13 protein-coding genes are annotated in these 19,249 nt (G+C 65.1%); 10 read left to right on the top strand and 3 right to left on the bottom strand.

Going from position 1 to position 19,249, the window contains the following annotated elements:
- Positions 1–13: 13 nt before the first annotated feature.
- Complete coding sequence (locus FNA46_RS01915; protein WP_142880683.1) at positions 14–2,377, bottom strand: helix-turn-helix transcriptional regulator; 2,364 nt, start codon at positions 2,375–2,377, stop codon at positions 14–16.
- A 137-nt stretch (positions 2,378–2,514) separates the two neighbouring features.
- Here FNA46_RS01915 and FNA46_RS01910 point away from each other — a divergent pair, with 137 nt between their 5' ends.
- The 8 genes from FNA46_RS01910 (at position 2,515) to FNA46_RS01875 (ending at position 13,114) form a co-directional block, all read left to right on the top strand.
- A complete protein-coding gene (locus FNA46_RS01910; protein WP_142880653.1) occupies positions 2,515–3,543 on the top strand; it encodes an ABC transporter permease in 1,029 nt (342 codons plus the stop codon).
- Positions 3,543–4,424, top strand: coding sequence for an ABC transporter permease (locus FNA46_RS01905; protein ID WP_142880652.1), 882 nt, complete (start codon positions 3,543–3,545; stop codon positions 4,422–4,424). The genes FNA46_RS01910 and FNA46_RS01905 overlap by 1 nt, the downstream gene beginning before the upstream one ends.
- A 2-nt stretch (positions 4,425–4,426) precedes the next feature.
- On the top strand, positions 4,427–6,073 hold the full coding sequence (gene nikE, locus FNA46_RS01900) for an ATP-binding cassette domain-containing protein (RefSeq protein ID WP_142880651.1): 1,647 nt from the start codon (positions 4,427–4,429) through the stop codon (positions 6,071–6,073).
- Positions 6,074–6,090: 17 nt separating this feature from the next.
- Positions 6,091–7,647 (top strand): hydantoinase/oxoprolinase N-terminal domain-containing protein, encoded by a 1,557-nt coding sequence (locus FNA46_RS01895; RefSeq protein ID WP_142880650.1) that lies wholly within the window; start codon positions 6,091–6,093, stop codon positions 7,645–7,647.
- On the top strand, positions 7,640–8,761 hold the full coding sequence (locus tag FNA46_RS01890) for an S-methyl thiohydantoin desulfurase family protein (protein ID WP_142880649.1): 1,122 nt from the start codon (positions 7,640–7,642) through the stop codon (positions 8,759–8,761). The genes FNA46_RS01895 and FNA46_RS01890 overlap by 8 nt, the downstream gene beginning before the upstream one ends.
- Before the next feature lie 71 nt (positions 8,762–8,832).
- Positions 8,833–10,425 (top strand): ABC transporter substrate-binding protein, encoded by a 1,593-nt coding sequence (locus tag FNA46_RS01885; RefSeq protein ID WP_142880648.1) that lies wholly within the window; start codon positions 8,833–8,835, stop codon positions 10,423–10,425.
- A gap of 77 nt (positions 10,426–10,502) precedes the next feature.
- Positions 10,503–11,579, top strand: coding sequence for an S-methyl thiohydantoin desulfurase family protein (locus tag FNA46_RS01880; RefSeq protein WP_142880647.1), 1,077 nt, complete (start codon positions 10,503–10,505; stop codon positions 11,577–11,579).
- Complete coding sequence (locus tag FNA46_RS01875; RefSeq protein ID WP_142880646.1) at positions 11,576–13,114, top strand: hydantoinase/oxoprolinase N-terminal domain-containing protein; 1,539 nt, start codon at positions 11,576–11,578, stop codon at positions 13,112–13,114. Before FNA46_RS01880 ends, FNA46_RS01875 begins: the two co-directional genes overlap by 4 nt.
- 66 nt (positions 13,115–13,180) lie before the next feature.
- Here the strand turns inward: FNA46_RS01875 and FNA46_RS01870 are convergent, their stop codons facing one another.
- Together FNA46_RS01870 and FNA46_RS01865 are read right to left on the bottom strand one after the other, a co-directional pair.
- The gene (locus tag FNA46_RS01870; RefSeq protein ID WP_142880645.1) at positions 13,181–13,951 is read right to left on the bottom strand and encodes a GntR family transcriptional regulator; all 771 of its coding nucleotides are present in this window, start codon (positions 13,949–13,951) and stop codon (positions 13,181–13,183) included.
- A gap of 22 nt (positions 13,952–13,973) precedes the next feature.
- Positions 13,974–15,683 carry a glycerol-3-phosphate dehydrogenase/oxidase gene (locus FNA46_RS01865; protein WP_142880644.1) on the bottom strand — a complete coding sequence of 570 codons (1,710 nt, stop codon included), beginning with the start codon at positions 15,681–15,683 and terminating at the stop codon, positions 13,974–13,976.
- A 215-nt stretch (positions 15,684–15,898) separates the two neighbouring features.
- Here FNA46_RS01865 and FNA46_RS01860 point away from each other — a divergent pair, with 215 nt between their 5' ends.
- Positions 15,899–17,401: an FGGY-family carbohydrate kinase gene (locus FNA46_RS01860; protein WP_142880643.1), complete on the top strand. Its 1,503-nt coding sequence runs from the start codon at positions 15,899–15,901 to the stop codon at positions 17,399–17,401.
- A 42-nt stretch (positions 17,402–17,443) separates the two neighbouring features.
- Positions 17,444–19,213, top strand: coding sequence for a thiamine pyrophosphate-binding protein (locus tag FNA46_RS01855; RefSeq protein ID WP_210245843.1), 1,770 nt, complete (start codon positions 17,444–17,446; stop codon positions 19,211–19,213).
- The last annotated feature ends 36 nt before the right edge of the window (positions 19,214–19,249 follow it).

Below are 19,249 nucleotides of genomic sequence, written 5' to 3'. Positions count from 1 at the left end.
AGCCCGGCGATCATCAGCTGATCCAGCCGAGCGCCATTGCGGCGCGCAGCGCTTCGGCGCGACGGTTGCAGCCGAGTTTCCGGTACAGATTGCCGAGGTGGTATTTCACGGTGACCTCGGAAATGTTGAGCGTTGCGGCGATGCGTTTGTTGGAGAGGCCGCCGGCTGCCAGCTGCAGCATCTGGGCTTCACGCTGCGATAGTCCGCCCTTCAGCGCGCGGGCATGCGGCGAGTTGAGCGAGGACGTGAAGATCGCAAGCGCGCTGCGCACGCCGACGGAGGTTTCCACGAAGGCGCGGAGCGTGCGGCTTTCCAGAAGCGGCGAGAGAAACAGGCGCTCTTCGGACAGAACGCCGTGGCAACCGAGCCGGTGGGCACTTTCGAGCGCCGACAGCAGGTGACTGCGGGCGGCGGCCGTCTCGCGGCGCTGGTGGGCTGTGTAGCCCAGCCAGATCTCCAGCGCCACGCGCTCGCGATGGGTCACCTTCGGATTGGCGATCAGCGCCTCCAGCTGCCGGGCGAGATAGGGGCGGGGCGTCCACAGATGGACCGCCTCGCGAAACCAGGCCATCACATAGGCGATCTCGTCACGACGGCTGAAGCGCGTGAGGTCCTCCACCGCGCTGTCGATCCAGTGCTTGCCCATCGGCATGCGGATGGCGGACAGGGTGGCCGCCGCCTCGCGCCAGCGCCCGGCATTCTGGTAGGCGATCGCCGTGCGGATCTCCATCATCGCATGGAACTGCAGGCCATCCGACAGGTGGATCCACAGCCCGTCGAGAAAGCCCGGCCGCACGCCCATCGGAAAATGGTCGATCAGCGCCTGCGCGGCATAATGCAGGGCGAACTGCATCAGGCTCGGCCAGATTTCGGCGGCGGCGAACTCCTCAAACTCGTTTTGCACGAATTGCAGCAGGGCCCGCTGGCGGCCCACTTCGTAATCGAGGCAGGCCTCCGCCAGGCGCAGCATGCGAAACTCAGCGTCCGCCGGATGCGGCACCTGTTCAAGGCGTACGCGGGCATCCTGTGCGGCCTTGCGGGCCAGAAGTGCATCGCCGCTCATCAGTCGCAGCACGGTCTGGTGCAGATGGATGAAGAATTCGAGCAGCGGCTGGCCCCCCATCTTCTTAAGGTAGATCAGCGCCCGCGCGGCGGCGGCCTCGGCCTCGCGAAAATTGCGGCGACGGATCTCGAATTCCAGCAGCGCATTGTAATAGGCCGCCCATTTCCCATGCTCGCCCAGCGGATAATCCGCCATGAATTCGGCCAGCCGCTCGATCATCGCGTCATTCGGCGTCAGGTCCTCGGAAATCATCAGGTTGAGGCGGAAGGTTCGCGCGGCAAACGAGAAGCGCGAGCCCTTGACCAGCACCTTCATGGGGTCGAGGTAGTCGAGACCCAGATGTTTCGACAGAAGATGGCGCACGCGGTGCAACTCGCCCTGCTTCATCAACGCCCGGCAGATGGCAAACAGGATCGTCTCGTTCTCCGCCACGCTCTCGTGCGAGAAGCGCAGGACGATATCCTGGAACTCGGCCAGACTGCTGCGATAGATCAGGTCGCGCCCGTCCGCCCGCTCCAGGATGGCGGCGGCCTGTGCCTCCAGACCATGGTCCAGCAGCAGGTTCATGGCGGCAAGCACCTGTCCGGACTGTTCGAGCGTGGACGCGATATCTTTGAGGGCGGTCGGGCTGACATAGGCCGCAAGGCTCTCCCCGCTTGCCCGCCGCAGGGTCTCGACCAGCACTGGGTAGCGATCCGGTTCCGCAAGGAGACGCGGTGGCATGAGGGTGGCAGCAATCGCCGGCACCGGCTGGTCGGGTGCCTTCAGCCACAAAGACAGGGCCGCCATGTCGCCCGGCGTCAGATGGTCAAACAGCGCTTCCCGGCAGTAATCAACGAGGCTGCCATCATCCTCTCCGTCGCCAAGGGCAAGCCGCAGGAAGGCCGGCCAGCCGGCATAGGTTTCGAGTACCGCGCGCTGCGTCTGCGGCGGCAGCGTGATCAGGTCCTCGTCGTTGAAGGACAGGTCTTCGGCCAGAAGGACACGGCAGCCACCATGCAGCTTGGCGCGGGCAAGGCCCGTGACCTTCTGTTGCGGTCGGCAGGCGATGACGATCCGCTCGGCGTTGTCGATGACGGCGTCGGAAAGCCTGAGCGACCGGGCCTTGCGCGGCAGGTCCCAGAACAGCATGCCGCCTTCGAGATCCGCCTGCTGCGGATGGAGCGCGGTGCAGACGCGTGCCCCGGCATCCTCTGCCATCTGCCGCAGCAGTACGCTTTTTCCCGCGCCTGCCCCTGCCTGGAGAAGGAGGACGCGGTGATTGCCGTCTGTCATCAGACGGCGAAGGCGGGGCCTGTCGAGAAGCATGTCCATGGTAAGGGGATAGGGCATCCGAACTCCAAAACCTATACCTTTGGAGTAAAAAACTATACCGGGCCGCGCTTGTTCGTGGGAAGGCGACAAGAGAGATTGCCGGCGCATGTTTCCTGGCAAGGGGATCTTTCACGACGATGCGGCATCACCCGTTGACAGCCATTCTGGCCCGGCTCGGCACCTTCCTGCTGGTGATGGTCGTGCTGTCCCTGATGATTTTCACACTTGCCCGCGTCGTGCCTGGCGATCCGGCCCGCATGGCGCTCGGACCGGCGGCGACGCCGGAACAGGTGCAGGCGCTGCGCCTGCAGATGGGGCTCGATCAGCCTGTTGTCGTGCAGTATCTCGCTTATATCACCAAGGCGCTGCACGGCGATCTCGGCACCTCGCTCGTCTCGCAGCGTCCCGTGACAACGGACCTTGCCCAGACGGTGCCGGCGACGGTGGAACTCGTTCTCGTCTCCGTCGTCTTCATGTTCCTCGTCGCCATTCCGCTTGGCGTTGTCACCGCCCATTACCGCGACCGCGCGCTGGACCATGGGGGCCGTATCCTGTCGCTGACGGGGGTGACGATCCCGAGCTTCCTCTTCGCCATCACGCTCCAGTTGCTGGCGGCGCGGGTGCCGGGAGGATGGCCGATCATCGGGCGCCTTGATCATGGGCTTGGCTGGCAGGGCGGCCCGACCGGCTTCCTGATCCTCGACGGCCTTCTTGCCGGGCGGCTCGATGTCGTCGGCAGCGCGCTCCAGCACATCGCGCTGCCCGCCTTTGCGCTGTCGATGGCCGGCATCGGCCAGATCACCCGCATCACCCGTTCCTCGATGATCGAGAACCAGCGCAAGGACCATGTGCTGACACTGCAGAGCTTCGGCGTGCCCGAGCGCGTCATCATCTTCCGCTATCTGCTGAAGCTCTCCTCCATCGCGCCGCTCACCATCATGGGGCTCGAATTCGCCTCGCTGATCGGCAATGCCTTCGTCATCGAAATGATCTTCGCCTGGGGCGGGTTCGCCTCCTACGGCCTCAACGCCATCCTGCAGAAGGATCTCAACGCGGTCACCGCCGTGGTGCTGGTGGCGGGCCTGTTCTTCATCGTCGCGAACCTTGTCGTCGATGTCCTGATTTCCATCATCGATCCGCGCATGCGCCGCAAGGAGGCACTCTGATGGCCGACATCAAGATGTTGGATCCGGCCGACCGTGGCCTGAGCGCCGGTTACATGATGTGGTACCGCTTCAGCCGCAATCCGGCTGCCGTCATCGGCACGCTGATCCTGCTGTCGGTCGTCATTCTCGCGGTCTTTGCGCCGTGGCTCACGCCCTATCCGAAGCATGTCGGCAGCATCGTCGATTTCAAGGCGCGCCATCTGCCGCCGGATGCCGGCCACTGGTTCGGCACCGACAAGGCCGGCCGCGACATCTTCTCGCGCACAGTGTTCGGCCTTCGGGTCTCGCTGCTGCTCGTTCTCGGCGTGCTCGGCATTTCCGTGCCGGTCGGCACCGTGCTCGGCCTGATTGCGGGCTATGTCGGCGGCTGGACGGAGCGGCTGATCAGCGGGCTCACCAATGTAATGCTCGCCATGCCGCCGCTCGTGATGGCGCTTGCCGTCTCGAACCTGCTCGAACCGACGCTGATGAATGCGATGATTGCCATCACGCTGCTCTGGTGGACCTGGCATGCGCGGCTCATCTATTCGGTGTCGAAGTCGATCGCCTCGGAAGACTATATCGAGGCGGCGCGGCTGGCCGGCGCCGGCCCCTTCCACATCCTCTTCCGCGAAATCCTGCCCAATTGCGTCGCCGTCATTTCTGTCAAGACGACGCTCGATGCCGCCTTCGTCATCCTGTTCGGCGCGACGCTGAGCTTCCTCGGCTTCGGCGTGAAGCCGCCGACGCCGGATCTCGGCTCGATGGTGGCGGACGGACGCCAGTTCATGCCGGATTTCTGGTGGGAGGTTCTCTGCCCGGGGGCTGCAGTGCTTTACGTCACCCTCGGCTTCAACCTGCTGGGCGACGGTCTGCGCGACATGTTCGACGTGGAGGGCTGATGATGCGCGACACTCTTCTCAGCGTCGAAAACCTGTCCGTCGACTTCACCTCCTATGGCCGCACGCGCCAGGTGCTGCGCGATGTCAGCTTTGCGGTTGCCGCCGGCGAACGCGTCGCCCTGATCGGCGAGACGGGCTCCGGCAAGTCGGTCACCGCCAAGGCGATCATCGGCACGCTGCCCCGCAATGCGACCATCCGCACCGGCCAGATCCTTGTCGAGGGCCGCAATGTGCTGGACCTGCCGCGCGCCGGGCGCGAGGCGCTGAAGGGCACGGCCTTCTCGCTGATCATGCAGGACCCGCTCTCCTCCTTCAATCCGGTGTTCCGCATCGGCACCCATCTCGACGACGTGATGCGCTTTGCCGACCGTCGCAACGGCATCGCGACGTCGCGCGCCGAACGCCGCAGCCGCATTGCCGCCGTGCTGCGCCGGGTGCAGCTTGCCGATGCCGAGCGGGTGATGAATGCCTATCCGTTCGAGCTCTCGGGCGGCATGCGCCAGCGCGTGCTGATCGGCCTTGCCTTGCTGCACCAGCCGAAACTTCTGATCGCCGATGAACCGGGAACCGCGCTCGATGTCACCACGCAGGACGAGATCCTCAACCTGATCAACAGCCTGGTCAGCGAGGAAAACATGGCGCTGCTGATGATCACCCACAATCTCGGCGTGGTCCGCAAGGTCTCCGACCGCGTGGTGGTGATGCATCACGGCGATATCGTCGAGACAGGCCCGTGCCGAACGATCCTCAGCGAACCGGCAAAGGACTATACCCGCGCGCTGCTCGATGCCGTGCCGGCCCTCTACGGACCCCGCGTCATCGACATGGCCCAGAGCGACCGCGCGCCGATCGTCCGCATCAGCAACCTCAACAAGATCTATGGTCGCCGCAACGGCTATCACGCCGTGCGCGACGTCAACCTGACGCTGCGTGAAGGCGAGATTTTCGGGCTCGCCGGCGAATCCGGCTCGGGCAAGACGACGGTCGCGCGGATGATCATGGGGCTTCTGCGGCCGACCTCCGGCGAACTGATGATCGACGCGCCGGCGCCGGCAAAAGGTCGCCGCCTGACCCAGATCGTCTACCAGAACCCCGGCACCTCGCTCAATCCGAAGCGGACCGTCCGCCAGACGCTGACCCTGCCGCTGAAATCGATCGGCATGCAGGGGGATGCGCGGGAAGCGCGTCTGATCGAGCTGATGGGCCTGGTGCGCCTGCCGCAATCCTATCTCGCCAAGTATCCGCACGAACTCTCCGGCGGCCAGAAGCAGCGCGTGGCGATTGCCCGCGCGCTGGCGGCCGAGCCCAAAATCCTGATCCTCGACGAACCGACCGCAGCCCTTGACGTCTCGGTGCAGAAGACGGTGATCGAGCTTCTGGTGCAGCTGCGCGAGGAACTGGGGCTCACCTATCTGATGATCAGCCACGACCTGTCGCTGATGCGCAATTTCTGCTCGCGCATCGCCGTCATGCTGCGCGGCGAGATCGTCGAGGAGGGCGCGACGCCTGCGGTGTTCGCCGCCCCCTCCCATCCCTACACCCGGGCGCTGATTGCGGCCATTCCCGTCGTTTCCGATGTGGAAGAGCGCGAAAAGCCCGTCGTGACCGAAGAGGAACGCATGCGCTTCCTCGTCAAATCAACAGACTGACGCAAGAGGAGCCTCACGTGTATCGTGTAGGGATCGACGTCGGCGGCACCAATACGGATGCCGTCATATTGCAGGACAAGACGGTTCTGGCCGGGGTGAAGGCCTCGACCACGGAAGACGTGACGACGGGCGTCATCGAGGCTCTGGAAAACGTGATCGCGGCTTCCGGCATCGACCGCAAGGCGATCGACGCCGTGATGATCGGCACCACGCATTTCACCAATGCGGTGATCGAGCGCCGCCACATGGATGAAGTCGCTGCCATCCGGCTCGGCCTGCCATCCGGCGCCGGCCTGCCGCCGATGGTCGACTGGCCCGATGACATCCGCGAGATCGTCGGCAATCACGGCTATCAGGTGAAGGGCGGATATGAATTCGACGGCCGCATCCTCTCGCCGCTCGATGAAGACGAGATCGTCCGCATTGCCGGCGAGATCCGGGCCAAGGGCCTCAAAGCGGCCGCCGTCACCTGCGTCTTCAGCGGCATCAACGATGCCATGGAACTGCGCACCCGCGAGCTTCTCTACCGCCACTGCCCCGGCGTGCCGGTGGTGATGTCGAAGGATATCGGCCGTCACGGCCTTCTGGCGCGCGAAAGTGCGGCCATCATGAATGCCAGCCTGCTCTCGCTTGCCGACCGCACGGTTGCCGCCTTCCAGAAGGCGCTGGTGCAGGCGGGTCTCACCTGCCCCTTCTATATCACCCAGAACGACGGCACGCTGATGGCGGCCGATGTGGTGCGCGCCTTCCCGGTGCTGACCTTCGCCTCCGGCCCGACGAATTCCATGCGCGGTGCGGCCTTCCTCACCGGTCTGAAAGACGCCGTGGTGGTGGATGTCGGCGGCACCACCACCGATGTCGGCTCGCTCTCGCACGGTTTTCCGCGGCAGGCCTCGACCACCGTCGATATCGGTGGCGTGAAGACCAATTTCCGCATGCCCGACGTTTTCTCCATCGGCCTCGGCGGCGGTTCGCTGGTCGTCAACGGCGAGAAGGGAATTTCGATCGGCCCGAAATCCGTCGGCTACCGCGTGCGCCGCGAGGCCTTGTGCTTCGGCGGCTCTACGCTGACGGCAACCGATATCGCCGTTGCGGCGGGCAAGGCGGATGTCGGTGACAAGGCTCTGGTCGACAGCCTCGCCCCGGCCCTGGTCGAGGCGGCCGTCGCCCGCATCAATGCCATGCTGGAAGCCTGCGTGGAGCGCAGCCGCATTTCGTCTACCCCGGTGCCGGTCATCGCCGTCGGCGGCGGCTCGATCCTGATGCCGGACCGGATCGGCGAGTTGGAGGTCTTACGTCCCGAAAACTTCGCGGTCGCAAACGCGGTGGGTGCTGCGATCGCCCAGATCAGCGGCGAGACGGACCGTGTGTTTTCCCTGATCGACGGCAAGACGCGCGAGGCTGCGCTTGCCGAGGCGGAGGCCGAGGCGCGCGACAAGGCGATCGCCGCCGGCGCGATCCCCGAAACGCTCGAAGTCATCGAGCGGGAGGATACGCCGCTCGCCTATCTGCCGGGCAACGCCACCCGCATTCACGTCAAGGTCGTCGGAGAGATGGGAGCCTATCATGGCTGAGAGCCGCAAACGCAAATATGACGAGGCCGCCCTGCGCACCCTGACGCGCGATGACCTGGAAGCGCTGGAGATCGGCGCCGGCATTCTGGGCACCGGCGGCGGCGGCAATCCCTACCAGGGCAAGCTTCTGGCGCTCGAGGCGCTGAAGGCCGGCTACGAGATGAAGATCCTCGCCACCGATGCCATCGAGGCGGATGCGCTGTGCATGTCGATCGGCGGCATCGGCGCACCGGTCGTCGGCGTCGAGCGCATCCGCGAGGGCCGCGAGGGCCTGCGCTGCCTCACCGCCATGGAGGAACTGATCCGCACGCCGGTCGATGCCATCGTCTGCGAGGAGATTGGCGGCGCCAATTCCATGAGCCCGCTGGTGACGGCAGCACTCGGCGGCCTGCCCATCCTCGATTGCGACGGCATGGGCCGCGCCTTCCCGGAAATGCAGATGACCACCTTCTCGATCTACGGCCACAGCTCCACGCCGTCCGTGATGTGCGACCTGCATGGCAATGCGGTGATCTTCAGCCATGCGGTCTCGGAAGTCTGGCACGAGCGCATGGCGCGCGCCTGTGTCGTCGCCCAGGGCGGCGGGGCGATGCTGGCGACGGCGCCCATGCAGGCGCACTTCGTCCACCAGTTCGCCATTCCGCGCAGCTATACCAAGGCGATCGCGCTTGGCGAAGCGGTCATCCGCGCCCGCCGCCAGCAGGAGGATCCGATCGCGGCCGTCTGCGACCTTGAAGGCGGGCGCCGCATCTTCAACGGCAAGATCACCGATCTGAAGCGCCATCTGCGCGGCGGCTTTGCGGTCGGCGATCTGGAGCTTGCAGGCTTTGACGGCTGGACCGGCGAAACCGCAAGCGTCGCGATCCAGAACGAATTCCTGATCTTCCGCCGCAATGGCGTGGTCGAGGTGACGGTGCCCGATCTGATCGTGCTGCTCGATGTGGATACCGGCTATCCGATCACCACCGAAATGCTGCGCTACGGCCAGCGCGTCGCGGTGATTGCGATCCCCTGCCACGACCTGCTGCGCTCGGCAGCCGCGCTCGAGGTCGTGGGGCCCTCGGCCTTCGGCTATCCGGACATCGCCTTCTCGCCGCTGCCAAAGGCGGCCTGATCCTTTTCGCGTCCCATCCGCAAACAACAGGCGGGACAGGTCCCGCCGCATAAAAGAGGAGAACTTCCAGCATGAAATCCATGGCTTACAGGCGTCTCGCCGCACTTGCGCTCGGCACGGCGCTCACGCTCTCCGCAGGTCTTCCGGCAGCCTCTGCCGCCGACAAGATCTCGACCGTCGTCAATGTGCAGCAGATCTTCAGCTCGCTCGATCCCGCCAAGGTCACCGACTATACCGGCTATATGGCCGTGGTGAACATGTATGACGGGCTGACCACCGTCAGCCCCTCCGGCGAGATCGTGCCGCATCTGGCAAAGTCCTGGGATGTCTCGGGCGATGGCCTGACCTATACCTTCCACCTGCGCGACGATGCGAAGTTCCAGGATGGAACGCCGGTCAAGGCCGCCGATATGGTGTGGTCCATCCAGCGCCTGCTCGGCATCAACAAGGGCCCGTCCAACCTCATCGTGGGCGTACTGAAGCCGGAAAACGTCACGGCTCCGGACGAGAAGACGCTCGTTCTGAAGATCGACCGGCAGTTTTCGCCATTCCTTGCGGCAACGCCGCTGATGATGGCGCTCAACAAGACGCTGATCACCGCCAATGCCAAGGCCGACGACAAGTGGGGCGAGGCCTATGTCGGCGAACATTCCGCCGGCTCCGGCCCCTACAAGCTCGTCAGCTACAACCGCTCCGCCGACATGGTGATCGCCCGCAATGCCGATTACTTCCTCGGCTGGACCAAGGGCACGCCGGTCGACGAAGTCCGCTTCGTGCAGACCAGCGACGATGCCACCGTCAAGGCGCTGGCGGAGAAGGGCGAATTGGGTCTTTCCTCCCACGGCCTCGGCAACGATACCTACGAGGCCATCGGCAAGATGGCGAATTACAAGCTGATCCAGACCCGCACCTCCGGCGGCTTCGTCATCAAGCTGAACACCAAGGTCTATCCGACCGACGACGTGCATGTGCGCCGCGCCATCGCCTATGCCACGGACTACAAGACGATCCAGGAGATCATCTATCCCGGCACCGACATGCAGGGCCCGCTCTCGACCGCCTTCAAGGATGCCCATAACGGCGACATCAAGCCCGGCACCTTCGATCTCGAAAAGGCGAAGGAGGAACTGGCGAAGTCGAAATATGCGGGCCAGAAGATCACGCTGGTGAACAGCTATGTCGCCTCGCTCGCCTTCGAGGCGGAAGTAGCGCTTTTGCTGCAGGCGAATCTGGAGCAGATCGGGATCACGCTCGACATCAAGCCGGAGCCGTGGAACCGTATCGTCGAGCTTTCCTCCAAGCCGGACACGACGCCCGCTTCCACCCAGGTCAACATCTCGCCGACCTATCCCTCGCCGGACTCGATGTTCTACAACCAGTACCATTCCAAGGCCTCCGGCACCTGGATGTCGATGGAATGGCTGCAGAACCCGGAGATCGACGCGCTGATCGACAAGACGCGCGGAACGACCGACGTTGCCGAGCAGAACGCCGTCTACAAGGACCTGCAGGCGAAGATCGCCGACCTGCAGCCCGATGTCTGGGCCGTGGCACCGAACCGGCGCTATGCCGCCAACAAGTGCCTGCAGGGCTACCAGTTCATTCCCATGCAGAGCTGGGACCTGAACTTTGCCAACTTCACCTGGGATTGCAAGGCGAAGTGATCCTTCCCGCATCATGATGACAACCGGCCCCGCCTGCGGGGCCGGCATACCCCTCCTTGCCCTGCCGAAGGTCGGACATGCTTGAAGAATTCGCAGAAGAACACATCGAACCGCTGGCCATCGGCGCCTGGATTCTCGGCACCGGCGGCGGCGGCGACCCCTATATCTCGACGCTGAACCTCCGGCGGCTCTATGCCGAGGGCGCCCGCGTCGACCTGATGGACCCGATGGCGCTCGACGATGACGACATGGTCGCCGTCGTCTCCAAGATGGGTGCGCCGCTGGTCGGCCAGGAGCGGCTCGGCGATCCCGTGCATCTGGCCCGCGCCGTCGAGGTGATGGAGGATTATATCGGCAAGCGTTTCCGCGCCATCATGAGCGTGGAGATCGGCGGTTCGAATGCGCTCTCCTCCTTCCTTGCCGCTGCCGTTCTCGATCGTCCCGTCGTCAATGCCGATGCCATGGGCCGCGCCTATCCGGAAGCGCAGATGACCTCGTTTGCGATCGGCAACCTGCCGATGTTCCCGTTGTCGCTGGTCGACGTGCGCGACAACGAGGTGATCGTGACGCGGGCCGCCTCGTGGAAATGGATGGAGCGCATCTCACGCAAGGTCTGCACCGAAGTCGGCTCGACGGCTGCCACCTGCAAGGCGCCCCGCACCGGCCGCGAAGTGAAGGAATGGGGCATTCACGACACGGTCACCAAGGCCGTCGAACTCGGCAAGGCGGTGCTTGATGCCCGCCGCAGGCATGCCGACCCGGTGGATGCCATCCTTGACCACGAGGGCGGCAAGCAGCTGTTCCGCGGCAAGGTGATCGATGTTGCCCGCGAAACGACCGGTGGCTTCCTGCGCGGCCGCACGATCATCGAGGGGATCGATGGCGATCGAGGATCACGGCTGGAACTTGCCTTCCAGAACGAATGGGCGGTTGCCTTCCGCGATGGCGAACCGGTTGCGATGACGCCGGATCTGCTCTGCCTTCTCGACACCATCTCGGGCAGCGCGATCGGCACGGAATCCGTCCGCTACGGCCAGCGCGTCACCGTGGTGGCGCTGCCGGCGCCGGCCCTTCTCACCACGCCTGCCGGCATTGCCGCCGTCGGCCCCCGCGCCTTCGGCTATGACATTGACTTCAGATCGGTATTTCCATGAAACGCATCGGTATTGACGTTGGCGGCACGAACACGGACGCTGTTCTTGTCGATGGCGAGCGCATTTTGGCCGCCATCAAGGTTCCGACCACCCAGGACGTGCTTTCGGGCGTAAAGGCTGCCCTCTCGCATGTGATCAACGCGCCCGCCGCGGCCGGTATCGCCGTTGATGCGGTGATGATCGGCACCACGCATTTCACCAATGCGGTGGTGGAGCGCGCCCGTCTGGAACGGGTGGCGGCAATCCGCGTGGCGCTGCCGACCGGCCGCTCGCTGCCACCGATGTGCGACTGGCCGCGCGACCTCTACAACGCCGTCGATCCGATGATCGTCATGGTGCATGGCGGGCATGAATATGACGGCAGCCCGCTGGTGCCGATGAACCCGGATGAAATCCGCGATGCCGCAATGCGCATCCGCGATGCCGGCATCACCTCGATTGCGATCTCCGCCACCTTCTCGCCGCTCACCACCGAATGCGAGGTGCGGGCCGCAGAAATCGTCCGCTCCGTCATTCCGGATGCGAAGATCACGCTTTCCCACACGCTCGGGCGCATCGGCCTTCTGGAGCGGGAAAACGTCGCGATCCTGAATGCCGCGCTGCAATCGCTCGGCAAGACGACGGTGCAGGCCTTTGCCGATGCGCTGTCGGAGATCGGCGTGACCGCCCCCTTCTATCTCACGCAGAACGACGGCACGGTGGCGCTTGCGGATGTCGCGGCGGCCAATCCGGTGCACAGCTTTGCCTCCGGCCCGACCAATTCCATGCGCGGCGCCGCCTTCCTCACCGGGCTTGAGAATGCCATGGTGGTGGATGTCGGCGGCACCACCTCCGATATCGGCTGCCTCATCGGCGGCTTCCCGCGCGAGGCGAACAACATCGTCCATATCGGCGGCGTGCGCACGCTGTTCCGCATGCCGGATCTGCTGCCGATCGCGCTTGGCGGCGGCACCATCATCAACCCGGAAAACGGCGCGATCGGCCCGCGCTCCGTCGGCTATCGCATCCTCACCGAAGCAAAGGTGTTTGGCGGCTCGACGCTCACCACCTCCGATATCGCGGTCGCCGCCGGCATTGTCGAGATGGGCGACCGGGACCGGGTGAAAGGGCTCGACGCGGGTCTCGTGCGGGCGACGCTCGCAAGGATCAGCGAGATGGTGGCCGACAATTTCGATCGGATGAAGACCTCTGCCGAGGATGTTCCGCTGATCGCCGTCGGCGGCGGCGCCTTCCTGATCCCGGACAAGGTGCCGGGTGCCTCGGAAGTGGTGCGGGTGGAGAATGCCGGCGTCGCCAACGCACTGGGCGCTGCCATGGCGCAGGTCTCGGGCGAGGTCGATCAGGTGTTTTCCGGCATGAGCCGCGACGCGGCGCTGGCGGCGGCCGAAACCGGCGCCCGCAATGCCGCGGTTGCCTCCGGTGCGGCGGTGGACAGCCTGAAAACGCTGGAGATCGAGGATATCCCGATCGCCTATCTGCCGGGCGGCGCGCGGCGCGTGCGCGTGCGCGTCATCGGCGATATCGCCTTCGGCTGATCCTCGTGTGTCTTGCGGGCGGTGCCGGCAGATCGGCGTCCTCCGCGCAAACCCGCCAATTGCTTTTCAGCGCCCCTGTTCCGGCCGGATGGTGAAGTGCAGGCGGGCGCTGTCCGTGCGGTAGAGGGCGGAGAAATATTCGATATGGCGACCGGTACGATCGCTGGAGCGCGACTCGATCTTGATGAGTGGCGTTCCCTTGCTGATCTTCAGGTGTTCCGCTTCTTCCTTGCTGGCGCTGGCTGCCTCGATCCAGCGTTCGGCGCCCTCGAACTGGATGCCATAATGTTCGAGCAGCATCGCATAGAGCGAGCGGTTTTCCAGCGGATGATGCAGCAGGCCGGGCACGCGGCTTTCCACCAGCGAGCTTTCCACCAGAATGCGCGGCACGCCATCGACGCTCATCGTACGCCTCAGGAAGACGACCCGCTCGCCGGGGCCAAGGCCCAGCGCCTTGGCGGCCCGGGGATCGGGGTCGCGGATGTCGGCCGTCAGGATGAAACGGCTGACGGTATGGTTGCGCAGCTCGATATCGCCGGAAAAGCCGATAATGCGACCGACGAAATCGCTGTCCTCGCTCTGTTGGGCCACAAAGGCGCCCCGGCCCTGGTGGCGATAGACCAGCCCTTCCGTCACCAGACGGCTCATCGCCTGGCGCACCACGATGCGCGAGACGCCGAACTGGTTGCAGAGTTCCGTTTCGCTCGGCAGCTTGTCGTCCGGGCGCATGCCGCCCTTGACGATCATGTCGGCAATGGCGGTCTTCAGCTGCAGCCAGAGCGGTACTTTGGGGGCGCGGTCGTGAACGACGGGATCTTCGACGGACGGGTCGGACACGGGCGTACCCCTTGTTTGGCGATCAGGCGTCCTCCAGGCTGACCTGCCGACGGGCGCGATGCCGGTTTTCCAGCAGCAGGCGCGTTGCGTCCACCTCGGCCTGGCATCGCTCCGGCGACCAGGACAGGGCGGGGGCCAGAAGATCCGCCAGCTCCATGAGGCAGGCTTCACTGGCCACGCCCTCGAAGGCCATAAGGGTTCGCCGGAGGATCATGTCGTCGAGACGGGTGACGCGCTCGTTCTGCGCGATCCATAGGATCTCTTCCCGCGAATAGCAAGCGGCCGAACGGAGCGGGGTTTCGCCACGCAGGCTGGCCGCCATGCGGGCCGCCCGCGTGCCGTAGCGCTTCAGCAGTCTTTCGGCCCGCCCGGCACCAAGCGCGCCTGTCCGCATCAGTTCCGTGGCGAGTGCCGAAAGACCGGCGGGATCGCGCGGAAAGCGCGTTCCGCCGCCGATCGGCAGGTCGGCCGTCGTCACCCTCCGGTCTTGCCCAAGCCGTGGCAGGACGAGATCGACGATCTGTTCGGCGCAGGCCCGGTAGGTGGTCCACTTGCCGCCGATCAGCGTCAGCACTGGCACCGTGCGCGTGCCCGTCGGCTCGAAGGTGCGAAACGTGTGGTCGCGGCTGATCGAACCAGCCGCGCCTGCGGCCTGGCGGGGCAGGGGGCGCACGCCCGAATAGGCAAAGGCGATGTCCTCCCGCCGGGGGCGGGCTTTGGGCAGCACGGTCCTGATCACATCGAACAGATAGTCGATCTCCGCCTCGGAGGTTTCCTTGTCGCCGGCATGTTCGGTGCGAATGTCGGTGGTGCCGAGCAGCACGTGATCGGCATCGAGTCGGTAGATCAGGCAGGCGCGGAAATCGGGTGTCTCGAAATACAGCATGACATCACCGAGATCAGCGGCGAGATCGGGTCGCTTCAGTACGAGATGCGAGCCGCGCGTGCCGCCCACCAGCCCTTCGCCGATGCCGAGATCCCGGTCGACATGGTCAATCCAGGCGCCAGCGCAGTTGATGATGAAGCGGCAGCGCTTGCGAATGATGCGGCCTGACAGCACATCCTGAAGAAGTGCGGTATCGCCCTCGACACCGACGAGCTTCAGATAGGGAATGGCAAGGCTTTCCGGGCAGGCGGCCTCGGCATCGTCCACCAGTTCAAGCGTCAGCCGCTCCGGGCTGTCGATGCGGGCGTCGAAATATTCCGCGACGATGCGGATCTCGTTTGCCAGTCCGCGCACTTTGGCAAACGCCTGGCGTCTTGGCACCAGCCTGTGGCGCGGCATCGAGCGATCGCGGATGCTGAAGCCGTCGAAGATGGTAAGGCCAAGCTTCAGGATCAGCGCGCCCTTGGGGCCGGGATCCTTCATCAGCCGCAGGAAGCGCAAGGCCGCCTGCAGCGTGCCACCCGCCCAGGACAGGGCCGGCACCCATACGCGGATCGGCCGCACCTGATGCGGCGCGTTCTTCAGCAGCCGGTCGCGCTCCTCCACCGATTCCCGCACCAGCTTGAACTCGCCCTGCTCCAGATAGCGCAGGCCGCCATGGATGAGACGCGAGGGGGCGGCCGACGTGCCGCTGCAGAAATCTCCCATCTCGACAAGCGTTGCCCCGACCCCCTGCGCGGCGAGATCGCGAAACACGCCGACCCCGTTGATACCGCCGCCGATGATCAGGATGTCGCCGCTCTCTCCCCGTTCCAGTGCGTCCAGCGCTTGCGCCCGTGTTCTCATGCTCATCCTCCCTCTGGCATTCCCGTTGCAGCACCGCCTGTCGACCTCCTTCAACAAGTGATGCGAGACGTATTGACAGCTCAGATCAACTCGCCTAGCCTCAACTTATTATAACAACCTTGCCTCAAGCAAGGGATCTGACGGAAACAAATTTCGTCATCAGAGGGACGACCGGGGCGGAGAGGAGCCACTCCGGAACATGGGAGGAGAATGCCATGCGCGAGCGCCTCATCGGCATCGACGCCGGTGGAACTATGACCAAAGCGGCACTGTTCGACCTCAGCGGCAATGAACTGGCCTGCCGCAGCAGCCCCAACCGGATGCAGTTTCCCCGCCCGGGCTTTACCGAACGGGATCCGGACGCGATGTGGATAGCCGCCTGCACCGCCATCCGCGAACTGCTCGAGATCACCGGCACGCCGCCGGAGGATATTGCCGGCGTCACGCCGTCGGGCTACGGGGCAGGGGCCTATTTCGTCGATCGCGATCTCAATCCGGTGCGGCCGGGGCTTGTCTCGACGGATACCCGCACGCTGGACCTGATCGAGGCCCTGCGCCTGACGGGGGAGGTGGCCGAGATCGACCGGCTGATCGGGGCGCGCATGTTTGCCACGCACGCCATTCCGCTGCTGCGCTGGTTCGACGACAATGAGCCGGATCTGTTCGACCGCACGCACACGGTGCTGTTCTGCAAGGATTTCATCCGGGCGCGGCTGACGGGCAAGGTGTCGACCGACCCCACCGATGGCGGCATTGCCGGCATCTTCGACCTCGTCAACCATCGCTATGCGGATCAGGCGCTCCATGTCGGCGGGGTGTCGCGCTGGCTGGCAAAGCTGCCGGAGGTCGGACCTTCCGTCGCGGTCGCCGGCTATGTAACGGAGCAGGCGGCAGAGGCAACGGGCCTGAAGGCCGGCACGCCCGTCATCCGCGGCGTGGTGGATGTCACGGGCTCGGCGCTTGCCTCGGGCGTGACCGATCCGAACTCCATTTCGGTGGTCGCCGGCACCTTCAGCATCAATTCGATCATCCTCGACGAGCCGCTGACGGCGCCACCGCCCTTCATCCAGTCTTCGTTTCCGATCGGCAACCGCTTCATCGCAACCGAAGGGGCGGCCACCTCGGCCAGCAATGTCGAGTGGATCTTCTCCACGCTGCTGGAAGCCGAGGGCGCCCGGGCCAGGGCCATGGGTTCCTCCATCTACGAGGTGGGCAACCGGCTGGTGGCGGAAGCGCTGGACCGGGACAACGACATCCTGTTTTTGCCCTTTCTCTATGGCGGCCCCTCGCATGTGCCGGGCGGTATCCTCGGGCTTTGCGCCCGCCACACGCTGGGCGACGTGCTGCGCGCCGCCTTCGAGGGTGTGGTCTTCGCCCACAAGGCCGATATCGACCGCCTGCTGCCGCCGGAGGCCAACCGCCGGCCGACGGTGGCCCGCATGGCGGGCGGCGCTTCGAAATCCGCGCAATGGTGCCAGATGTTCGCCGATGCGCTGGACATGCGGGTGGAGGTGGCCGACGGCAGCGAATTCGGCGCCAAGGCCGGCGCCATCTGTGCTGCCGTGGCGCTTGGGCATCACCCGGATCTTGGCGAAGCGGCGCGGCGCATGGTGCGCGTGTCCCGCCATTACGAGCCGCGCCTGGAGCGCAACCGGGCCATGGCTCGCAAACTCACGGCCTACAAGTCCGTGGTCGAAAACCTGGCGGCCCTTCACTGACGCGGGCCGCGCAACCTGATCTTCCCATGACGATTGGACACCATGATGGCGCATATCGGCGATCTCATTTCTGAAATGCTGGCGCAGTCCGGGGTCGAACTTGTGTTCGGCATGCCCGGCGGCCAGACCACCGCTCTCCATGACGGAATCTCGCGGCGCACGGACCGGATCCGCCACGTGCTGATGCGCGACGAGCGCAATGCCGCCTATGCGGCGGATGCCTATGCCCGGCTGACGGGAAAGCCGGGGGTCTGCGACGTAACCGTCGGTCCCGGCGCCAACCTGCTCTCCGCCGGCTTTCTGGAAGCCCTCAATGCCTCGATCCCGATGGTCGGCATCATCGGCGAACTGCCGCTCGACTGGCTGACGCTGAAGGAAAAGGGCATTGCGAGCCAGGGCTTCGACCAGCTGAAATTCTTCCAGTCCATCTCCAAGAATGCCTGGCTGGTGCCCTCGGTGACCGCGTTGCCGGAGATCCTGCGCACCGCCTTCCGTACGGCGGTCGCGCCCCGGCCGGGGCCGGTCGCCGTCATCATTCCGCACGATGTCTTCGATGCCGAATGGGACGAGAACCTGCTGAAGCCGCTGGTGGACGACCGCTCGATCCACATTCCCTATCTGCGCTCGGTGCCGGTCGCTTCCGAGGTGTCGAAGGCGCTCGATCTCATCGCCAGGGCCAAGCGGCCGGCGCTCGTGTGTGGCGGCGGCGTGCACGGTTCGGATGCGGCCCCGGACGTGACCGCACTTGCCGACCGGCTGAACGGGGTGGTCGTCACCTCGCTCTCCGGCAAGGGCTCGGTGCCGGAGACGCGTGATTATGCCGCCGGCATCCTCAATCCGCTGGGCTCCTGGGCTGCCATCGAACTGATCAAGGAGGCCGATCTTGTCATCTGGTGCGGTTCCAAGGCCAGCCAGAACACCGCGATGAACTGGACCCTGCCGCTTCCCGAGCAGGCGACGATCGTAATCGACGCCGATCCGCTGGAACATGGTCGCACCTTCCGCCCGACGGTCTCGCTCTATGGCGACATTCGCGAGACGGTGAAGCTTCTGGCTGCGGGCCTGAGACCAAACGAGAATGCCGACTGGCGGGCGCGCATCACCGAGGTGAAGGCCGCGGGCGAACGGGCGAAACAGGCGGAGATCGAGTCCGAGGAAATCCCGCTTTCGCCGCCGCGCATCATGGCGGCGGTCGCGAAGCGGCTGGAGGAGGACGATATCGTCGTCTCCGATGCCAGCTTCTCGGCCGGCTGGATCGGCGGCTATATTCCCGCCCGCAAGCCCGGCCGCCAGTTTCTCTATGCCCGCGGGCAGGGGGGGCTCGGCTACTCCGTTCCCGGCGCGATCGGGGCCGCCGCCACGCGGCCCGATGCACGGGTGGTGACGGTGTCGGGCGACGGGGCCTTCTCCTACACGATCGGCGAGCTTGCCACGCAGCTGCAGCAGAACCAGCGTGTCGTCAACATCGTCCTCAACAATGGCCGTCTCGGCTGGATCCAGCTCTGGCAGCAGCTCTATTTCGGCAATGTCCAGTCGGCGCTTCTGGAAACGCAGAGCGCAAGACCGAGCTTTGCCGCGGCCAGTGCCGGCCTCGGCCTGCTCGGCATTGCCGTCGAGACGCCCGACGAGATCGAGCCCGCGCTCGACCGTGCCTTTGCCCATGACGGTCCCTCGGTGGTGGAATTCCGCATCAACGACCTTGCCACGCCGATCCACAGCTTCAAGCGGCGGATGAAGGAGGGCGGCGAAATTCGTCCGCGTCCGGGCACGGTTTACAAATTAAGGGATTGGAAGATTTCGCCAGATCTCTAACGTAGGGCTCTGGCTCCTTCGGGAGGAGGAGGGGCC

The organism is Affinirhizobium straminoryzae, from assembly GCF_007004135.1.
Taxonomy (GTDB): Bacteria; Pseudomonadota; Alphaproteobacteria; order Rhizobiales; family Rhizobiaceae; genus Neorhizobium; species Neorhizobium straminoryzae.
This window is presented reverse-complemented; position numbering and strand designations above follow the sequence as displayed.

Excerpts from the sequence above, each read along its gene's own strand:
- FNA46_RS01915 (WP_142880683.1), bottom strand. The coding sequence starts at position 2,377 with ATGGACATGCTTCTCGACAGGCCCCGCCTTCGCCGTCTGATGACAGAC.
- FNA46_RS01910 (WP_142880653.1), top strand. The coding sequence starts at position 2,515 with ATGCGGCATCACCCGTTGACAGCCATTCTGGCCCGGCTCGGCACCTTC.
- FNA46_RS01905 (WP_142880652.1), top strand. The coding sequence starts at position 3,543 with ATGGCCGACATCAAGATGTTGGATCCGGCCGACCGTGGCCTGAGCGCC.
- nikE (WP_142880651.1), top strand. The coding sequence starts at position 4,427 with ATGCGCGACACTCTTCTCAGCGTCGAAAACCTGTCCGTCGACTTCACC.
- FNA46_RS01890 (WP_142880649.1), top strand. The coding sequence starts at position 7,640 with ATGGCTGAGAGCCGCAAACGCAAATATGACGAGGCCGCCCTGCGCACC.
- FNA46_RS01885 (WP_142880648.1), top strand. The coding sequence starts at position 8,833 with ATGAAATCCATGGCTTACAGGCGTCTCGCCGCACTTGCGCTCGGCACG.
- FNA46_RS01880 (WP_142880647.1), top strand. The coding sequence starts at position 10,503 with ATGCTTGAAGAATTCGCAGAAGAACACATCGAACCGCTGGCCATCGGC.
- FNA46_RS01875 (WP_142880646.1), top strand. The coding sequence starts at position 11,576 with ATGAAACGCATCGGTATTGACGTTGGCGGCACGAACACGGACGCTGTT.
- FNA46_RS01865 (WP_142880644.1), bottom strand. The coding sequence starts at position 15,683 with ATGAGAACACGGGCGCAAGCGCTGGACGCACTGGAACGGGGAGAGAGC.
- FNA46_RS01860 (WP_142880643.1), top strand. The coding sequence starts at position 15,899 with ATGCGCGAGCGCCTCATCGGCATCGACGCCGGTGGAACTATGACCAAA.
- FNA46_RS01855 (WP_210245843.1), top strand. The coding sequence starts at position 17,444 with ATGATGGCGCATATCGGCGATCTCATTTCTGAAATGCTGGCGCAGTCC.